Consider the following 16,875-nt stretch of genomic DNA (forward strand, 5'->3'; position numbering starts at 1 on the left):
ACTCCTCGGAGCAGGCCGACGGGGTGCGACGCCGCCCTGGGCACCGCACCCCGCGACTCGATGCGGCCTCAGACCTCGGCGCGCTCGTGAGTCTCCTCGAAGACGGTCCGGCCGACGGCCTGGTAGGTCTCCGGCCGCTTGGCTCGAAGCCACAACGCCGCCACGAGGCCGATCACGAAGGTGGCACCGACCATCCACGGGATCAGCTTGTAGAACAGCGATCCGGACGCCCCACCGCCGGCGAACGCCAGGTTCGAGATCAGCAGGTAGAGGACGTAGACCATCCCGAGGAAGCCGATGACCGGGATGACCAGCGTCGTCCAGATGTCGCCCGTGTGCGCCTTGCGGATGTGGAAGTAGCTGATCACGGCCAGGGAGCAGATGGCCATCACGATGAGGATCGCCATCGTGCCCAGCAGGGCCAGGAGGCCGTAGAGGAAGATGTAGCCCCCGGTCAGCGCGTCGTGCCCGCCCGGCGTCAGCAGGTAGAAGCCGACGGTCAGCACGAGCGTGATCAGGCTCTGCGTGACGGACGCGATGTAGGGCGTGTGGTGCTTCACGTGCGTGCGACCCAGGCTCGACTGCAAGGCCGGAAGCTCGCGCGAGATCGCGTAGAGGTAGCGCGACGCCGCGTTGTGGAACGCGAGCGCGCATGCGAACGACCCCGACATGATCAGGAACAGGTAGACGTTCACCACCCAGTGGCCGCCCAGGTTCTTGGCGGCGAGGTCCGTGAACATGCCGATCGAGTTGTTGTAAGCCTTGTCGATCGACTGCCGCTGCCCGTTGCCGGCGATGACCATCCAGGAGACGAAGGCGTAGAAAACCCCCAGCGCCACGACCGCGAACAGCGTGGCTCGTGGCACGATCCGGCGCGGGTTGCGCGACTCCTCGCCGTACACCGCGGTGGTCTCGTAGCCGATCCACGACCAGAAGGCGAAGAAGACGCCGATGGCGGCCGCGCCGGCGGGGATCGCAGCGCCCGTCGAGTCCTTCACGGTGGGGATGACACCGCCGCCTGCCGGCAGGCTCTTGAAGGCGTTGAGCGGGTTGACCGAGGACGGCATCAGGCCGTTCGGCCCGCCGCCCTTGAACAGCACGGACAAAGACAGCGCCGTGAGGAGGACGACCTCGCAGATGAGGAAGACGCCGAGGATGACGGCGGCGATGTTGATGTCGTAGTAGCCGAAGATGCCGACGACGACGATGCCGATGAGCGCCAGGACGAGCCAGTTCACGTTCCAGCTGAACCAGGTGTTGAGAGCGTCGTTGGCGAAGTAGGAGAAGATGCCGATCAGCGAGCCCTCGAAGACGACGTAGGCCATGGTGGCCAGCAGGCCGGTGGCCATCCCCCAGACCTGGCCGAGCCCCTGGCTGACGAAGCCGTAGAACGCTCCCGCGGTCGTGACGTATCGGGCCATGGCCACGTACCCGATGGTGAACAGCGTGAGCACGACCGTCGCGACGACGAATCCGGCCGGTGCGTAGATGCCGTTGCCGTACCCGACGGCGATGGGGACGTTGCCCGTCATGGCGGTGATGGGGGCCGCGTTGGCGAGTGCCATGAACAGCACGGCGAAGAGTCCTACCGCTCCCACCTTGAGCGCCCTCGTGGGAGCCACCTTGGGGACGGGGGCGTTCTCGAACTCCTCGATGCCGATATCAGCCATCAGCGGACCTCTTTCGGTCTGACTCGGTGGTTGAGGACCGCAGGCGCCGTGTATGACCTGGGCCACACGAACGGGCGAATCGTGGCACCGGAAGGGTCCCTCTTTCAAGCACTTCTCGGGTGTTCGCCGCTGACCCACCGTGGGCATACCGATTCAGACCTTTCTGCTCTTTGGTCTTCCCAATGGTCTGAAGCAGCCATTACCGTGGTCCGAGTCGGACCGGTCGACGAGGCAGGGTGACCGCCATGGGCGAGGGACAGCGCGGGATCGAGGGCGCCTTCGACTACGACGGCTTCTCCTTCGCGTCCAAGGCCGAGGTGCTCGAGAAGTCCAAGGAGTACTGGAACCCCGACAAGACCCAGTTCTGGGTGGACTCGGGCATCCCGCTGGTCATCGACCGTCGGGAGGAGTACTTCATCTACGACATGTCGGGCAAGCGGCTGATCGACGTGCACCTGAACGGAGGCACGTACAACCTCGGTCACCGCAACCCCGAGGTGGTGCAGGCGGTCACCTTGGCCATGCAGCACTTCGACATCGGGAACCACCACTTCCCCTCGCTGGCGCGCACCGCCCTGGCCGAGGCCCTGGTCAAGTCCGCCCCGCCCGGGATCACCAAGGTGATCTACGGGTCCGGCGGCGGTGAGGCCATCGACATCGCGCTCAAGACGGCGCGGCACGCCACCAAGAAACGCAAGATCGTCTCCATCATCAAGGCCTACCACGGGCACACGGGCCTCGCCGTCCAGACGGGCGACGACCGCTTCTCCAAGCTGTTCCTGGCCGACCACCCTGAGGAGTTCCCGCACGTCCCGTTCAACGACCTCGACGCGATGGAGCGCGAGCTGCGGGGCCGAGACGTCGCCGCGGTCATCATGGAGACCATCCCGGCGACCTACGGGTTCCCGCTTCCCGAGCCCGGCTACCTGGAGTCGGTCAAGAAGCTGTGCGAGCGCTACGACGCCCTCTACATCGCGGACGAGGTCCAGACCGGGCTGATGCGCACGGGCGAGCTGTGGGGCATCAGCAAGCACGGCATCGCACCGGACATCCTGGTGACCGGCAAGGGCATCAGCGGGGGCATGTACCCGATCGCATGCGTGCTGGTCAACGAGAGGTCGGCTGGCTGGCTCGAGGAGGACGGGTTCGGCCACATCTCCACCTTCGGCGGGGCCGAGCTCGGCTGCATCGCCGCGCTGAAGGCGCTGGAGATCTGCAGCCGTGCCGAGACCCGCTCGATGGTTCACTACATCGCCGACTTCCTCGGGCGCGGCGTGCGCTCGATCCAGGCGGCCTACCCGGACTGGTTCGTGGGGATCCGTCAGGACGGCGTGGTGATGGGCCTGGAGTTCGCCCACCCGCAGGGAGCGAAGTACGTGATGCGCCACCTGTACGACAACGGGGTCTGGGCCATCTTCTCCACCCTGGATCCTCGGGTCCTCCAGTTCAAGCCGGGGATCCTCTTGAAGCCCGAGCTCGCCGAGGAGCTCCTCGACCGCCTCGAGGTCGCCATCGGGCGTGCCGCCCGCGAGGTGCGCGGCGTGCGCGGTCCGGCTGCGGGGGTGAGCGCGTGAGCGACACCTTCGAGCTCGACATCGCCCCGGCAGGCGTCCCGCGTGGGCGCGCCATGGTCGAGCGAGCGGACTGGGCGGCGCGGGCCTTCGCCCGCTACGACGCGGCGAGCGTGCGGCGCATCGTCTCGGCGGCGGCGGAGGCAGGCGCGGCGAGGGCGAAGGAGTTCGCCGAGAGCGCGGTGAAGGAGACCGGGTTCGGGGTCGCCGAGCACAAGCTGGTCAAGAACCTGGCCTGCTCGACCGGTCTCGTCGAGGCCTACCGGGCGCACGACTACGTCAGCGTCCGCGTCGATGCCGACGCCAAGGTCGTCGAGATCCCTCGGCCGGCGGGGGTGGTGCTGGCGCTGACGCCCTCGACGAACCCCGTCGCCACCGTCTTCTTCAAGACGCTCCTGTGCCTGATGACCCGCAACGCGGTGGTGATCAGCCCGCACCCCTACGCCCGTGAGGTCTGCGGCGAGGCCGCGCGAACGTTGTCCGAAGCGGCGATCGCCGCAGGCGCCCCGGACGGCGTCATCCAGTGGGTCGATGAGCCTTCGGTGCCGCTGATCAATGCGTTGATGACCGACGAGCGGACGTCGGTGATCGTGGCCACCGGCGGGACCCCGGTGGTGCGGGCGGCCTACCAGAGCGGGCGGCCGGCCCTCGGGGTCGGGCCCGGCAACGTGCCCGTGCTCGTCGACCGCACGGCCGACGTGCAGTCGGCCGCCAAGCGCATCGTGGAGAGCAAGTCCTTCGACAACTCCATCCTGTGCACCAACGAGAGCGTGCTCGTGGTCGAGGACGCGGTGGCCGAGCGCCTGATGACGCACCTCGCCAACAGCGGCGCCTACCTGCTCACCGATGACGAGCGTGACAGGGTGCGGACCCTGCTCTTCCCCGACGGTCACTTCGACCCGCGGCTGGTGGGCAAGGACGCTGCGTGGCTGGCCGAGCAGGCCGGCATCAGGGTCGGCCCGCGAACCCAGGTGCTGCTGGCGCCGTTCGACCTTCCCGTGCCGGAGGAGCCCCTCGCCCACGAGAAGCTCACGCCGGTGCTGGGGGTGTTGCGGGTGCCCACCGCGCGCCGCGGGATCGAGGCAGCCTGTGCCGTGCTCCGGATCGGCGGGGCCGGCCACTCGGCCGCGATCCACAGCAGTGACGCGCGCACGATCCTCGAGTTCTCCGCGGCCGTGCGCGTGCTCCGGGTCTCGGTCAACGTCGGGAACAGCCTGGGTGCCTCGGGGCTGTCGACGAATCTGGCCCCGGCGATGACGGTGGGGACCGGGTTCTTCGGCCGCTCCGCCCTCGGGGAGAACCTCGAGCCCAAGCACCTGGTGAACTGGACCCGGGTCGCGTACGGGTCCGACCTCAAGGCGCCCATGGCCGACTTCTCCGGCCTGGACCCCTGGACAGCGCCCGCGGGTCCCGTGCCGGCCTACCCCCGGCCGTCGAACGCGGCCGATCTGCCGGTCGTCCCCCCGATCGAGCAGCCAACCCCCGTCGTCGGCGGCGACCTGCGTGAGGAGATCCGACGGCTGATCGTCGAAGAGCTGACCGAGATCATCAGGAGCGGACGTGGCTGAGCTCCGCTCGTTCATCGTCATCGACCAGCTGCAGCCGCAGACCATGTGCTACCTGGGCACCTGGATCAAGGGTTCGCTGCCCCGAGCCGGCGTCGCCGCGACGGTGATCGAGATCGCCCCCGGCCTGGACATCGAGCCGCTGACCGACATCGCGCTCAAGCACGCGGAGGTGCAGGCGGGGATCCTCGTGGTCGAGCGTCAGTTCGGCTACCTGGAGATCCACGGTCCCACCGCGCAGGTCCGCGCGGCCGGGTCGGCGGTGCTGGCGGAGCTGGGCGTCACCGCACGGGAGGCGACCAGACCCCAGGTGCTCGCAGCCGAGATCATCACGAAGCTCGACCCGCAGCACGCGTTCCTGATCAACCGCAACAAGCAAGGGTCGATGGCGCTGCCCGGGGAGTCGCTGTTCGTGCTCGAGATGCAGCCCGCGTCGTACGCGATCCTCGCCGCGAACGAGGCGGAGAAGGCGGCGGCCGTCAAGGTCGTCGACTACCGGATGATCGGGGCCACGGGACGCGTCTACCTGTCCGGACGCGAGTCCGACGTCCGCCAGGGCGCCCGTGCGGCCGAGCAGGCGCTCCAGGAGCTGGCATGAGCACGTTGCTGGATCCGGAGGAGCTGCGCGCCCTGGTCCGCGAGGTGCTGCGCGAGGCGTTGCCCTCGACCGTGGCGGCGCTGACGGATGCCGCGGACCCGCGATCGCACGTACCCGCCGACTCCCCGCCCGTCGAGTCGGTGGTGATCCGCAGTGACGCTGACCTCGAGGCGTTCGTCCAGCGGCTCCTGCGCCTGGTCGACGACCCCGAGCGCGGTCGCGACCTGCGCGCTGGAAGGATCCGGTTCCGCCTGGGCTCGGCCGAGGGGGAGAGCGCGCCGCAGCTGAGTACGCCGCCGGCCGGCGCCGTCATCCGTGTCGAGCGAGGAGCGGTCACCGAGCGCCACGTCCGGGAGGCCGCCCGGGCCGGTGCCAGCATCGTCATGAGCCGATCTGCCGTCTTGACCCCGTTGGCACTCGACCGTGCCCGCGCGATGGGGGTCAGTGTCGAGAAGGAGCGTCCATGATCCGCGGTCAGGTGGTGGGCAGCGTCTGGGCGACTCGTCGCCTGAGTGACCTCCCCAGTGGTGCGTTCCTCGAGGTCGAGGTCGACGGTTCGGGTGCCCGCCTCGTCGCCTTCGACGTCCTCGGCACCGGGGTTGGTGAGCACGTGCTCGTCGCGACGGGCTCGGTCGCCGCCGCCCAGTTCCCGGGGAAGACCCCTCCGTTGGATGCCCTGATCATCGGGTCGATCGACGCCCCGAGCGGATCGCAAGAACCGCAATCACAACCCGATCGCGGCGCTGCCGCGAGCGGCTCCTAAGGAGAGCACATGTCGAACAACGCGATCGGCCTGATCGAGACGAAGGGCTACGTGGCGGCGCTGGCCGCCGCGGACGCGATGGTCAAGGCCGCCAACGTGACCATCGTGGGACGCGACGAGGTCGGGGACGGGCTCGTCGCCGTCACGATCGTGGGTGACGTGGGGGCCGTGAAGGCGGCGACCGAGGCGGGCGCCGAGACTGCTGCCAGCGTGGGGGAGCTCATCTCCGTGCACGTCATCCCCCGCCCGCATCCTGAGCTGTCGAAGAACTTCAAGGTCTCCGGCGAACCGGCGTGAGCACCGGGCCAGCGGCCCGGCATGATCCGCTGGCCGCGGGGCCGCAGCTTCGCGTGTACCTGCTGATCCAGGACCTCCAGCGCCAGTTCGCCGCGTATCTGTCGACCCCTACGCGGGCGCGCGGCTATCCGCCGTACGAGGGCCAGCACGCGCTCATCGTCGAGGTCGCGCCCGGGCTCGCGATTCACCGCGTCGTCGACCTGGCGCTGACCTCGGTCCCGACAATCGAGCCCGGCATCCTCTTCGTCGAGCGCCAGTTCGGCGTCCTCGAGGTCCACGGCAGCGAGCTGGCCGACGTGGAGGCCGCCGGCCAGGCCATTCTTGCCGGCATCGGTGCGAGCGCCAGCGACCAGCTGAAGCCGAGGATCCTCTACGACGACGTCATCGACCACGTCACCGACCAGCACGCCGTCATCGTCAACCGGACCAGGGAGGCGTCCATGCTGCTGCCGGGCGAGACGTTGCTGGTCTACGAGGTGACTCCCGCCCTCTTCGCCGCGGTGGCCGCCAACGAGGCCGAACGGGTCGCGCCCGAGAACACCCTGGTCGACGTGTCGATGATCGGCGCGGCGGGTCGGGTCTACGTCAGCGGGTCGCGCGAGGGGGTCACCGCGGCCCGGGACGCGATCACCGCACGGCTGCAGGCTGTCGAGGGGCGCGATCACGAGTGAGTGAGCCCAGCGAGGCCGGCCTTGTCCGGTTGGAGGCGATCGCCCGCGACGCCCTCCGGCACTACCCCGTCGCGCCGGACTCGGAGCTGACCCTGCTCAACATCTCCGAGAACGCGACGTACCGGGTGGACGACCCGGTGAGCGGCGAGGCCGCCGTGCTGCGGGTCCATCGGCCCGGCTACCACTCCCGGAGTGACATCGAGAGCGAGCTGCAGTGGATCGCCGCCCTGCACGACGCGGGGGTCGTCCGAACCGCCTCCGTCCGCCCGGCCCGCGACGGAGCCCGCATCGTCACAGGGGCCGATCCCTCCGGGGAGGCCCGCAACGTGGTCATGTTCACGTGGGTACCGGGCAAGGAACCGCCCGAGGACCGGCTGGTGGAGGACTTCTTCGAGCTGGGCGCGGTGACCGCTCGCCTGCACTCGCACGCCCGCTCATGGACCCGCCCCGCCGGATTCAGCCGGCTGACCTGGGACTACGACCGCTCGATCGGCTCCAGCGGGCACTGGGGTCGCTGGCAGGACGGGCTGGGTGTGGGACCCGCGGAGCACGAGCAGCTGGCCCGCCTCGATGCGACCCTTCGCAACCGGCTCGAGAGGTTCGGCCGCGGCCCCGACCGATTCGGGCTCATCCACGCCGACATGCGCCTCGCCAACCTGCTCATCGACCAGTCTCAGGTAGCGGTCATCGACTTCGACGACTGCGGCTTCGGCTGGTACCTGTACGACCTGGGATCCTCGGTGTCCTTCATCGAGGACCACCCGCTCCTTCCCGACATGATCGACTCCTGGGTACGCGGCTACCGCACCGTCGCGCCGTTGTCCGTCGAAGACGTCGCGGAGCTGCCGACCTTCGTGCTGCTCCGCAGGCTGTTGCTCGTTGCATGGATCGGGTCCCACTCCGACACTGAGCTGGCCAAGGAGATGGGCGAGGAGTTCACCCGTACCAGCTGTGACCTGGCCGAGAGCTATCTGTCCCGGTTCGCCTGACAGCAGCGAAGGAGATGGTGCAGTGTTCACATCCGTGTCCGGCCGATCGGTCATCGTGACCGGCGGCTCGCGAGGCATCGGCAAGGGCATCGCGCGGGTCTTCGTCCGAGCGGGAGCGAACGTCGTGATCACCGGTCGGGACGAGGCCGCGGCCACGGCGTGCGTCGAGGAGCTGACCGCCTTGGCCGAGTCAGGTGGGAGCGCGGGAGGATCCGTCAGCTACTTCCTCGGTGACGTCGCCCGCGCGGAGGACTGCGCGGCGATGGCGGCCACCGCCCTCGAGCGGAACGGGACGATCGACGTGCTCTGCGCGAACGCCGGGATCTTTCCCGACGCCAAGCTCGTGGACATGACGGTGGCCGACATGGACCGGGTGTACGCCACGAACGTGAAGGGAACGATGCTGGCCGTGCAGGCGTGCGTTCCCGCGCTTGCCCGGTCCGGGCGCGGACGGGTGATCCTCACGTCGTCGATCACCGGGCCCATCACCGGGTTCCCGGGCTGGACGCACTACGGGGCCAGCAAGGCGGCACAGCTGGGGTTCATGCGCACCGCGGCCCTCGAGCTCGCCCCCATGGGCATCACGGTGAACGCGGTGCTCCCGGGCAACGTCGCGACGGAGGGCCTGGCCGAGCTCGGGGAGGCATACCGTGCCTCCATGGAGGCGTCCATCCCGGCTGGCCGGTTGGGTGAGGTCGACGAGATCGGCTACGCCGCGTTGTTCTTCGCGACAGACGAGGCGGCGTTCGTCACCGGGCAGGCCTTGGCGGTCGACGGCGGGCAGGTCCTGCCGGAGTCCCTGGAGGCGCTGTCGGCCGCCGGTGCGCCCTGAGCAGCCGGGAGCCCCTCATGCCCCACCGCTTCGTCTCGTCGACGGCGATCGGACCGACGGCCGAGCACGTACGACGCCAGCTGCTGGACCAGCTCTCCGCCGGCGCCCTGCAGCCCGGCCAGCGGCTCGGCGGTGAGCGCGAGCTCGCCGTGGAGCTGGGAGTCAGCCGTTCCAGCCTTCGCCAGGCCCTCGCCGCGTTGGAGTGGGAAGGCGTCATCCGCCGGGTGCCTGGACGCGGAGGGGGCACGTTCGTGTCGGCCGACAAGGTCGACCGTGACCTGTCCAGGATCGTCGGGGTACCGGCTCTCCTGCGTGACCAGGGCTTCACGGCCGGGTCGAAGGTCATAGCGGCGTCGGTGGTCGCGGCCGACCCGGCGACGGCGCGACGCCTGCAGATCGAGCCCGGCGCCTTCGTCTTCGAGGTGATCCGGATCCGGCTGGCCGATGGCTCGCCGATCTCGCTGGAGCAGGCGAGGCTGTCCGCCGAGCGCTTCCCCGGGCTCTTGGAGCTTCCGTTGGGCGGCTCCCTCTACGAGCTGCTGGACGAGCACTACGGAGTGCAGCCGACCGAGGCCGAGGAGCGCATCGAGGTGGTGTCGGCCACGGAGTCGGAGGCGCAGATCCTCGACGTGCCGATCGGCTCCCCGCTGTTGTCGATCCTGCGCACCAGCCTCGACCGCGACGGGCTCCCGGTGGAGCATTCCCATGACCTCTTCCGTGCCGACCGGACCCGGATCACCGTGCGGACGCGTGGCGACCGGGGGACCTTCGCCGCGCCGTCGGGCCACGGGCGCGTCGTCGAGCTGCAGGCGCGGGCTCGATGAGCGTCCGCGCCGACGCGCACGGCAACGCCACGACCGTCGCCGGCGTCGAGGCGCTGGAGGCATACGACCGGGCCGTCGACGACCTCCTGCACTTCCGCGCGGCCGTCGCCACATCGCTCGACGCGGCACTCGAGGCCGACCCCGGCTTCGCCATGGGCCAGGTCGCGCAGAGCTATCTCGGCGTCCTGGGCACCGAACCCGACGACGCCGCCGCCGCGCGGGCGTCCCTTCGGACCTACCTGTCCAGCACGACGACGTCCTCACTGCTGCCCAGGGAACGGGCGCATGTGGCGGCAGCCCAGGCGCTGCTCGCCGGCGACCTGACCGGGGGTGGCACCGTGCTTCGCGAACTGACCCGCGAGCACCCGCGAGACGCCCTCGCCCTCGCTGTCGGGCATCAGATCGACTTCTTCACCGGCGACGCCGTCGCGCTGCGGGACCGGGTCGGCGCCGCACTCACCGCATGGAGCGACGACGACCCGCACCGGAGTCTGCTGCTGGGCATGTACGCGTTCGGACTCGAGGAGTCGGGGCTGTACAGCCGATCCCAGGACGTCGCGCTCGAGGCCGTCGAGCGCGACGAGCGTGACGTCTGGGGGGTGCACGCCGTCGCGCACACCCTCGAGATGCAAGGGCGCTTCGTCGAGGGCCTCGGTTATCTCGACGGCCACGCCGCGGGGTGGCAGACCGGGAACTTCCTCTCGGTGCACAACTGGTGGCACTACTGCCTCTACCTGCTGGAGAGCGGAGACGTGCTCCGGCCACTGGAGATCTACGACGCGGTCCTGCACAACGCGCAGAGCGCGAACGTGGCGATGGAGATGCTCGATGCTGCGGCACTGCTGTGGCGGATGCTCCTGGAGGGCGAGGACCAGACGGCTCGTTGGTCGGTCCTTGCTGACGCCTGGGACGCCAAGATGGTCGAGCCGTACTACGCGTTCAACGACATGCACGCCGTGATGTCGTACCTGGGGGCGGGGCGCATGGCTGACGCGGAGCGCCTCGTGGATGCCCGCGCCGCATACGTAGCGGAGGCCACCGACGAGTCGGTGACGAACCTGACGATGACCCGCGAGGTGGGCCTGCCGGTCGCTCGCGCCCTCGTCGCGTTCGCCCAGGGGCGCTACGAGTCGACGGTGGCCGAGCTCATGCCGATCCGCTACTCGCTGAACAGGTTCGGGGGATCCCACGCGCAACGCGACGCCGTCCAGCGGACGCTGGTCGAGGCGGCGCTTCGCTCGGGTCAGCATGACCTGGCTCGCTCGCTGCTGTCCGAGCGGCTCGGCATCAACCCGTGCAGCCCCTACAACTGGCTCAAGCAGGCGGAGCTGTTCGACCGCCTCGGCGAGGCCGCCGCAGCGGCCGGCGCGCGGTCTCAGGCATCGACGCTGCGGCGGTCGTCCCAGCCGTCCTAACCGTCCTGCAGAGCCGCGCGGACCACGTCCTCGGTGGTGGGGTCGTCGAAGACGAAGCCGGCCGCGAGCAGCTTGGCGGGCACCATTCGAGTGCTCATCAAGACCTCGCTACCGAACTCGCCGATGACGGCTCGGATCGCGAATCCGGGGGCGGGCAGGAGAGTCGGCCGGTGCACGGCCCGCCCCAGCGCCTGGGTGAACTCCTTGTTCGTCGGCGGGTCCGGGACGCACACGTTGACGGGGCCCTCGAGGTCGCCGGTGAGCAGGAACGTGATCGCCCGCACCTCGTCGCGCAGGGAGACCACCGGCCAGTACTGACGACCGGAACCCAGCGGCCCGCCAGCGCCGAGCTTGACGATCGGCAGCATCCGCCCGAAGGCGCCGCCCTTGCGGGTCATCACGAGCCCGGATCGGGGGTGCACCACGCGGACGCCAGCCGCACGTGCCGGATCCGCGGCCTCCTCCCACTGACGCACGACGTCGGCGAAGTAGTGCCCACGCGCGTTGGGCGCCGTCTCGTCCACCCGCGTGGATCCCGTGTCGCCGTACCAGCCGCATGCCGACGCCGAGACGAGCACCGACGGACGGGGGGTCAGACCGGCGATCGCGTGGGCGATGGTCGTGGTGGCGTCGACGCGGCTGTCGAGGACGTCGCGCTTGTACGACTCGCTCCACCGATGGTCCCCGACGCCGACGCCGGCCAGGTTGACGACGCCGTCGACCCCGCCGAGACGGTCGAGGTCCACGGTCCCCGCCGTCGGGTCCCATCGCACCTCGTCCGGCGCGTCGGGGTCGCGGCGGACCAGGCGCAGCACCTCGTGGCCCGCTCCGCGGAGGTGGGCGACCAGGGCCGTGCCGATGAGGCCCGACGAGCCGGTGACGGCGATCTTCATGCCCTCATGCTCACCCGTGAACGGCCCGGCCGCGACCGGAGCGCCGCATGAGCGAGTCAGAGGCCGAGTTCCGCCTCGAAGCTGCCGTCCTCGAGCCGGGTCTTGACCGTCGCCAGGAAGCGGGCCGCGTCGGCCCCGTCGACGAGCCGGTGGTCGTAGGTCAGCGCGAGGTAGACCATCGAGCGGATCGCGATGGAGTCGGCGCCGGTGTCGTCACTGACGACCACGGCGCGCTTGACGACGGCGCCGGTCCCCAGGATCGCGACCTGGGGAAGGTTGAGGATCGGGGTGTCGAAGAGGGCTCCCCGGCTCCCGGTGTTGGTGAGCGTGAAGGTCCCGCCGGACAGCTCATCCGGCGTGATCTTGTTCCCCCGCGTCCGCTCGGCGAGGTCGGCGATGCGACGGGCCAGCCCCCCGATGTTGAGGTCGCCGGCGTCGCGGATCACCGGCACCAGCAGCCCGCGGTCGGTGTCCACGGCGATGCCGAGGTGCTCGGCGTCGTGATAGGTGATGGTCCCGGCCTCGGTGTCGATGCTGGCGTTGAGCGCGGGGTGCACCTTGAGCGCCTCGACGGCCGCCTTGGCGAAGAACGGCAGGAACGACAGCTTCACGCCCTCGCGGGACTCGAAGTCCCGCTTGGCCCGCTGGCGGGCCGCGGCGATGCGGCTGACGTCGACCTCGACGACCGTCGTCAGCTGCGCGGTGGTGTGCAGCGACTCGACCATGCGGGCTGCGATGACGGCGCGCAGACGCGACATCTTCTCGGTACGTCCGCGCAGCGGAGACGTCGTGGCCGAAGCCGGGGCGGCAGCGACGGGCCCGGGTGCCGGCGACGCCGCGGCGGCGGCGGCCTTGGCCGCAGCCGCGGCGTCGAGCACGTCCTGCTTGCGGATGCGCCCGCCCACGCCGGTGCCGTGGACGGTCGCGAGGTCGACGTCGTGCTCCGCCGCGAGCTTGCGGACCAGCGGCGTGACGTAGGTCTCATCGCCCGCGGCCTCGGCCGCGCGGCTTGGCGCCGACGCGCTCACGGCAGGCGCAGGTGCGGGTGCGGCCACCGCGGCCGGCGCGGGAGGCGGCGGTGCGGGAGCGGGAGTCGGCGCTGGGCCTGGAGGGGGAGCGGGGGTGGGGGTGGCGGCAGGAGCCGCCGGGACGGGCTCGGCAGCGGCCGGCGCCGTGCCGGCACCGCCGATGACGGCCAGCTCCGACCCGACGGCGACGGTCTCGTCCTCGCCCACCCGAATGGCGAGCAGCACGCCCGAAGCGGGGGAGGGGATCTCGGTGTCGACCTTGTCGGTGGAGATCTCCACGAGGGGCTCGTCCGCCTCGACCTGGTCGCCGACCTTCTTCAGCCAGCGGGTGACCGTGCCTTCGGTCACGCTCTCGCCCAGGGCCGGCAGCAGGACCGGCGTCGCCCCGACGGTCTCGGCGCTCGGGGCCGGCGCCTCCTTCTCGGTCGGCGCCCCCTCCGCCCGGGCAGGCGCCTGCTCCTCGGCGGCCGGTGCCGCCTCCTCGGCGGCCCGGACCGCGGCCGCCTCCCGCGGCGGCGCTGCCGGGGTCGACCCCTCCGACGGGTCGCCGATCACGGCGAGCTCGGCGCCGACCTGCACGACCTCGTCCTCGCCCGCCACGATCCGCAGCAGCGTGCCCGACGCCGGGGCCGGGATCTCGGTGTCCACCTTGTCGGTGGACACCTCCAGCAGGGGCTCGTCGGCCTCGACGTCGTCCCCCTCGGCCTTGAGCCAGCGGGTGACGGTGCCCTCGGTGACGCTCTCGCCCAGCTGGGGCATCGTGACGGAGACCGCCATGGGTGCTCGACTCCTATCCGGGGGAAGACGCGATCAGCCGTGCACGTGCAGAGGCTTGCCGGCCAGCGCCAGGTGGGCCTCGCCGATCGCCTCGGACTGCGTCGGGTGGGGGTGGATGAGGGAGGCGACGTCGTCGGCGTAGGCCTCCCAGTTGTAGATCAGCTGGCCTTCGGCGAGCAGCTCCCCGACCCGGGCCCCCACCATGTGGACCCCGACGACGGGCCCGTCCGCGAGCGCGACCAGCTTCACCGCGCCGGAGGTCTTGAGGATCTGGCTCTTGGGGTTGCCGGCGAGGTCGTAGGTCACCGTGCGCACCTTGTCCTGGCCGTAGCGCGCGACCGCCGCCGCCTCGGTGATGCCGACCGACGCCACTTCGGGATCGCAGTAGGCGATACGCGGCACACCGTCGTAGTCGATCGGCTTGGGGTTGAGACCGGCCACGTGCTCCGCGACGAGGATGCCCTCCCCGAAGCCGACGTGCGCCAGCTGCGGGGTAGGGATGAGGTCGCCGACGGCGTAGACCCCCGGGACCGACGTACGGCAGTACTCGTCGACCTGGACGAAGCCGCGGTCGACCGCGACCCCGGCCTCCTCGTAGCCGAGGCCTTGCGACGTCGGGCCGCGGCCGACGGCGACGAGCAGCAGGTCGGCCTCGATCCGGGTGCCGTCCTCGAGGCTCACGGCGACCCCGGTCGCGGTGTGCTCCACGCCGGAGAAGCGCGCGCCGACCTTGAAGGCGATGCCCCGCTTGCGGAACGCGCGCTCGAGCAGCTTGCTGCTCGCCTCGTCCTCCAGCGGGACGAGATGGGGAAGGGCCTCGACGATCGTCACCTCGGTGCCGAACGACCTCCAGACGCTGGCGAACTCGACGCCGATCACCCCTCCACCGAGGACGACGGCCGAGCGCGGCACGTAGTCGAGGGTCAGGGCGTGGTCGCTGGTGATGACCCGACCGCCGTCGATCTCCAGGCCGGGGAGGGTGCGGGCGTAGGACCCGGTCGACAGCACCACGGCCCGGGTCGCGGTGTACGTCGTGCCGTCGACGGTGACGCCCGTCGTGGAGGTCAGCCGCCCCTCACCCCGGACCACCGTGATCCCGCGGCTCTTGACCAGGCCTTCGAGGCCCTTGAAGGCACGGCCCACGACGGCGTCCTTGTAGCTGTGCACGCCGGCCATGTCGATGCCCTCGAGGCTGGACCGCACGCCGTAGTCGGCGCCGTGGCGGGCGTTGTCGGCGACTTCGGCGGCGTGCAGCAGCGCCTTGGTGGGGATGCACCCGCGGTGCAGGCACGTGCCGCCGACCTTGTCCTTCTCGACGAGGGCGACCGACAGACCCAGCTCGGCGGCGCGCAGCGCGGCGGCGTACCCGCCGCTGCCCGCCCCCAGGATGACCAGGTCGTGAGAGGTCCCGTCGCTCACCTGCGCCCCATTCCCGTCCGTCCGGGCACGGCCCCCGACCAGGCCGTGCCGCCCTCATCCTGGCACCGCGCGTACCGGCGACCAACCTCGCCTCCCGGGGGAGGGAGTCACAGTCCGCGCAGCGGACCCGTGTCACAGTCCGCGCAGCGGACCCGTGTCACAGTCCGCGCACAGCCGGCTGACGTACCCTCGCCTGTCGTGGGGATCTTCCGGCGCGGTCGTCGGCCGGGCACGCTGCGCCCGGCGGTGAGCGAGGACCGCAAGCACCTCGAGGAGTTCGTCCGCACCCGTCCGGGCGTGGAGGCCTTCGTCGAGCCGCGAACCGCGGTCACCGACACCACCGTCGTGCTCGTCGCGTCGACGGGGGAGTGGACCCGTCGACGGGTGCCCTCGCCGAAGGTCGCGCACGAGTGGGCCAACTCTCTCGGCATCCCCTCCTACGACGCCGCGGTGGTCGGCTACCCGCAGCGGATGCGCGACTGGACCGCCAGGCGCGCCGCGGAGGAGAAGCAGCGCACGAGGTCTCAGCCGGAGTAGTCGGCCCCGGCGGCGACCTGCTCGGCGAGACGGACGAGGGTCCGTACGGCGAACCCGGTCCCCCCGTGGGGGGTGTAGCCGTAGGGAGCCTCGCCGTTCCAGGCCGGGCCGGCGATGTCCAGGTGGGCCCAGGGCAGCTCGGCCGGAACGAAGTCCTTGAGGAACAGGCCGGCGACGAGCATCCCGCCCATGCGGCTGGGGTCGTGGTTGGCGATGTCGGCGACCGCGGAGTCCAGCCCGCGGCGCAGCTCGTCCGGCAGCGGCATCGGCCAGGTCTGCTCCCCGGCCTCGGCCGCGCAGCGGTGGACGAGGTCACGGGCGGCGTCGCGGTTGCCCATGACGCCGGCGACCCTGGTGCCGAGGGCGACCAGCTGTGCCCCGGTGAGCGTGGCCACGTCGACGAGCAGGTCGGGCTCGTCCTCGCTCGCGCGCACGATCGCGTCGGCCAGGACGAGGCGGCCCTCGGAGTCGGTGTTGAGGACCTCGACGGTGCGCCCGCCGTAGATGCTCAGCACGTCCGAGGGCCGGGTCGCCGAGCCGCTGGGCATGTTCTCGGCCAGCGGCGCGTACGCCGTCACGCTGACCGGCAGCCGCAGCCTGGCGACGGCCGCGGTCGCCGCGAGCACCGCCGCCGCACCCGCCATGTCGGACTTCATCCAGTCCATGCCGAGCGGCGGCTTGATGGACAGGCCGCCGGAGTCGAACGTGATGCCCTTGCCGACGAGCGCGAGGTGTGCGCGGGTGCGCGTCGGCCGGTACGCGACGCGGACCAGGCGTGGCGGGTTCGCCGAGCCCTGCCCGACGCCGAGGATCCCGCCGTAGCCGCGCCGGCGCAGGCCGCGCTCGTCGAGCACCTCGGCGGCCAGGCCGGCCTCGGCGGCCAGCGCCACCGCCGCCTCGGCGAGATCCTTGGGGTGCAGGTCCCCCGCGGGGGTGTTCACCAGGTCGCGGGCCCGTGTGACGGCGGCGCACACGGCGCGTGCGCGCGCCGCGGCCGCGCGCACCTCCCGGGACGTCGCCTGCTCG

General features: G+C 71.0%; 17 protein-coding genes. 12 read left to right on the forward strand and 5 right to left on the reverse strand.

The window, feature by feature from the left end; translation table 11 throughout:
• Positions 1-68: 68 nt before the first annotated feature.
• On the reverse strand, positions 69-1,670 hold the full coding sequence (locus VMI11_10935; GenBank protein ID HTY72922.1) for an APC family permease: 1,602 nt from the start codon (positions 1,668-1,670) through the stop codon (positions 69-71).
• Between the two features lie 245 nt (positions 1,671-1,915).
• On the opposite strand from VMI11_10935, the gene VMI11_10940 reads away from it, so the two are divergent.
• The 11 genes from VMI11_10940 to VMI11_10990 are packed head-to-tail and all read left to right on the forward strand — an operon-like array spanning position 1,916 to position 11,195.
• Positions 1,916-3,244 carry an aminotransferase class III-fold pyridoxal phosphate-dependent enzyme gene (locus VMI11_10940; GenBank protein HTY72923.1) on the forward strand — a complete coding sequence of 443 codons (1,329 nt, stop codon included), beginning with the start codon at positions 1,916-1,918 and terminating at the stop codon, positions 3,242-3,244.
• Between the two features lie 53 nt (positions 3,245-3,297).
• A complete protein-coding gene (locus VMI11_10945; GenBank protein HTY72924.1) occupies positions 3,298-4,809 on the forward strand; it encodes an aldehyde dehydrogenase family protein in 1,512 nt (503 codons plus the stop codon).
• The gene (locus VMI11_10950) at positions 4,802-5,404 is read left to right on the forward strand and encodes a BMC domain-containing protein (GenBank protein ID HTY72925.1); all 603 of its coding nucleotides are present in this window, start codon (positions 4,802-4,804) and stop codon (positions 5,402-5,404) included. Before VMI11_10945 ends, VMI11_10950 begins: the two co-directional genes overlap by 8 nt.
• Positions 5,401-5,871, forward strand: a complete 471-nt coding sequence (locus VMI11_10955) for a hypothetical protein (protein ID HTY72926.1) — start codon at positions 5,401-5,403, stop codon at positions 5,869-5,871. Before VMI11_10950 ends, VMI11_10955 begins: the two co-directional genes overlap by 4 nt.
• Complete coding sequence (locus tag VMI11_10960) at positions 5,868-6,167, forward strand: EutN/CcmL family microcompartment protein (protein HTY72927.1); 300 nt, start codon at positions 5,868-5,870, stop codon at positions 6,165-6,167. The genes VMI11_10955 and VMI11_10960 overlap by 4 nt, the downstream gene beginning before the upstream one ends.
• 9 nt (positions 6,168-6,176) lie before the next feature.
• A complete protein-coding gene (locus VMI11_10965; GenBank protein HTY72928.1) occupies positions 6,177-6,464 on the forward strand; it encodes a BMC domain-containing protein in 288 nt (95 codons plus the stop codon).
• On the forward strand, positions 6,461-7,135 hold the full coding sequence (locus VMI11_10970) for a microcompartment protein (GenBank protein ID HTY72929.1): 675 nt from the start codon (positions 6,461-6,463) through the stop codon (positions 7,133-7,135). Before VMI11_10965 ends, VMI11_10970 begins: the two co-directional genes overlap by 4 nt.
• Positions 7,132-8,124, forward strand: a complete 993-nt coding sequence (locus VMI11_10975) for a phosphotransferase (GenBank protein HTY72930.1) — start codon at positions 7,132-7,134, stop codon at positions 8,122-8,124. The genes VMI11_10970 and VMI11_10975 overlap by 4 nt, the downstream gene beginning before the upstream one ends.
• Before the next feature lie 22 nt (positions 8,125-8,146).
• On the forward strand, positions 8,147-8,956 hold the full coding sequence (gene fabG / locus VMI11_10980) for a 3-oxoacyl-ACP reductase FabG (GenBank protein HTY72931.1): 810 nt from the start codon (positions 8,147-8,149) through the stop codon (positions 8,954-8,956).
• Between the two features lie 17 nt (positions 8,957-8,973).
• Entirely contained in the window at positions 8,974-9,780 is an 807-nt protein-coding gene (locus VMI11_10985; protein ID HTY72932.1) for a GntR family transcriptional regulator, read from the forward strand.
• Positions 9,777-11,195 (forward strand): tetratricopeptide repeat protein, encoded by a 1,419-nt coding sequence (locus VMI11_10990; protein ID HTY72933.1) that lies wholly within the window; start codon positions 9,777-9,779, stop codon positions 11,193-11,195. The genes VMI11_10985 and VMI11_10990 overlap by 4 nt, the downstream gene beginning before the upstream one ends.
• Here VMI11_10990 and VMI11_10995 read toward each other — a convergent pair.
• From VMI11_10995 to lpdA, 3 genes are read right to left on the reverse strand one after another with little or no spacing between them, the layout of a single operon-like run.
• A complete protein-coding gene (locus tag VMI11_10995) occupies positions 11,192-12,088 on the reverse strand; it encodes a TIGR01777 family oxidoreductase (GenBank protein HTY72934.1) in 897 nt (298 codons plus the stop codon). The two genes, VMI11_10990 and VMI11_10995, sit on opposite strands and share 4 nt — an antisense overlap.
• 56 nt (positions 12,089-12,144) lie before the next feature.
• Positions 12,145-13,893: a 2-oxoglutarate dehydrogenase, E2 component, dihydrolipoamide succinyltransferase gene (sucB, locus tag VMI11_11000; GenBank protein ID HTY72935.1), complete on the reverse strand. Its 1,749-nt coding sequence runs from the start codon at positions 13,891-13,893 to the stop codon at positions 12,145-12,147.
• A gap of 33 nt (positions 13,894-13,926) precedes the next feature.
• Positions 13,927-15,312, reverse strand: a complete 1,386-nt coding sequence (gene lpdA / locus VMI11_11005) for a dihydrolipoyl dehydrogenase (GenBank protein ID HTY72936.1) — start codon at positions 15,310-15,312, stop codon at positions 13,927-13,929.
• Between the two features lie 198 nt (positions 15,313-15,510).
• Here lpdA and VMI11_11010 point away from each other — a divergent pair, with 198 nt between their 5' ends.
• Positions 15,511-15,849, forward strand: a complete 339-nt coding sequence (locus tag VMI11_11010) for a hypothetical protein (protein HTY72937.1) — start codon at positions 15,511-15,513, stop codon at positions 15,847-15,849.
• Here the strand turns inward: VMI11_11010 and VMI11_11015 are convergent.
• The coding region (locus tag VMI11_11015) for a leucyl aminopeptidase (GenBank protein HTY72938.1) at positions 15,837-16,875 on the reverse strand (1,039 nt) is incomplete at its 5' end. The genes VMI11_11010 and VMI11_11015 overlap by 13 nt on opposite strands.

Source organism: Actinomycetes bacterium, from assembly GCA_035506535.1.
In the GTDB taxonomy this organism is placed as follows: Bacteria; Actinomycetota; Actinomycetes; order DATJPE01; family DATJPE01; genus DATJPE01.

Coding starts and splice junctions, on each gene's coding strand:
- VMI11_10935 (HTY72922.1), bottom strand. CDS start 1,670: ATGGCTGATATCGGCATCGAGGAGTTCGAGAACGCCCCCGTCCCCAAG.
- VMI11_10940 (HTY72923.1), top strand. CDS start 1,916: ATGGGCGAGGGACAGCGCGGGATCGAGGGCGCCTTCGACTACGACGGC.
- VMI11_10945 (HTY72924.1), top strand. CDS start 3,298: ATGGTCGAGCGAGCGGACTGGGCGGCGCGGGCCTTCGCCCGCTACGAC.
- VMI11_10955 (HTY72926.1), top strand. CDS start 5,401: ATGAGCACGTTGCTGGATCCGGAGGAGCTGCGCGCCCTGGTCCGCGAG.
- VMI11_10960 (HTY72927.1), top strand. CDS start 5,868: ATGATCCGCGGTCAGGTGGTGGGCAGCGTCTGGGCGACTCGTCGCCTG.
- VMI11_10965 (HTY72928.1), top strand. CDS start 6,177: ATGTCGAACAACGCGATCGGCCTGATCGAGACGAAGGGCTACGTGGCG.
- VMI11_10985 (HTY72932.1), top strand. CDS start 8,974: ATGCCCCACCGCTTCGTCTCGTCGACGGCGATCGGACCGACGGCCGAG.
- VMI11_10990 (HTY72933.1), top strand. CDS start 9,777: ATGAGCGTCCGCGCCGACGCGCACGGCAACGCCACGACCGTCGCCGGC.
- VMI11_10995 (HTY72934.1), bottom strand. CDS start 12,088: ATGAAGATCGCCGTCACCGGCTCGTCGGGCCTCATCGGCACGGCCCTG.
- sucB (HTY72935.1), bottom strand. CDS start 13,893: ATGGCGGTCTCCGTCACGATGCCCCAGCTGGGCGAGAGCGTCACCGAG.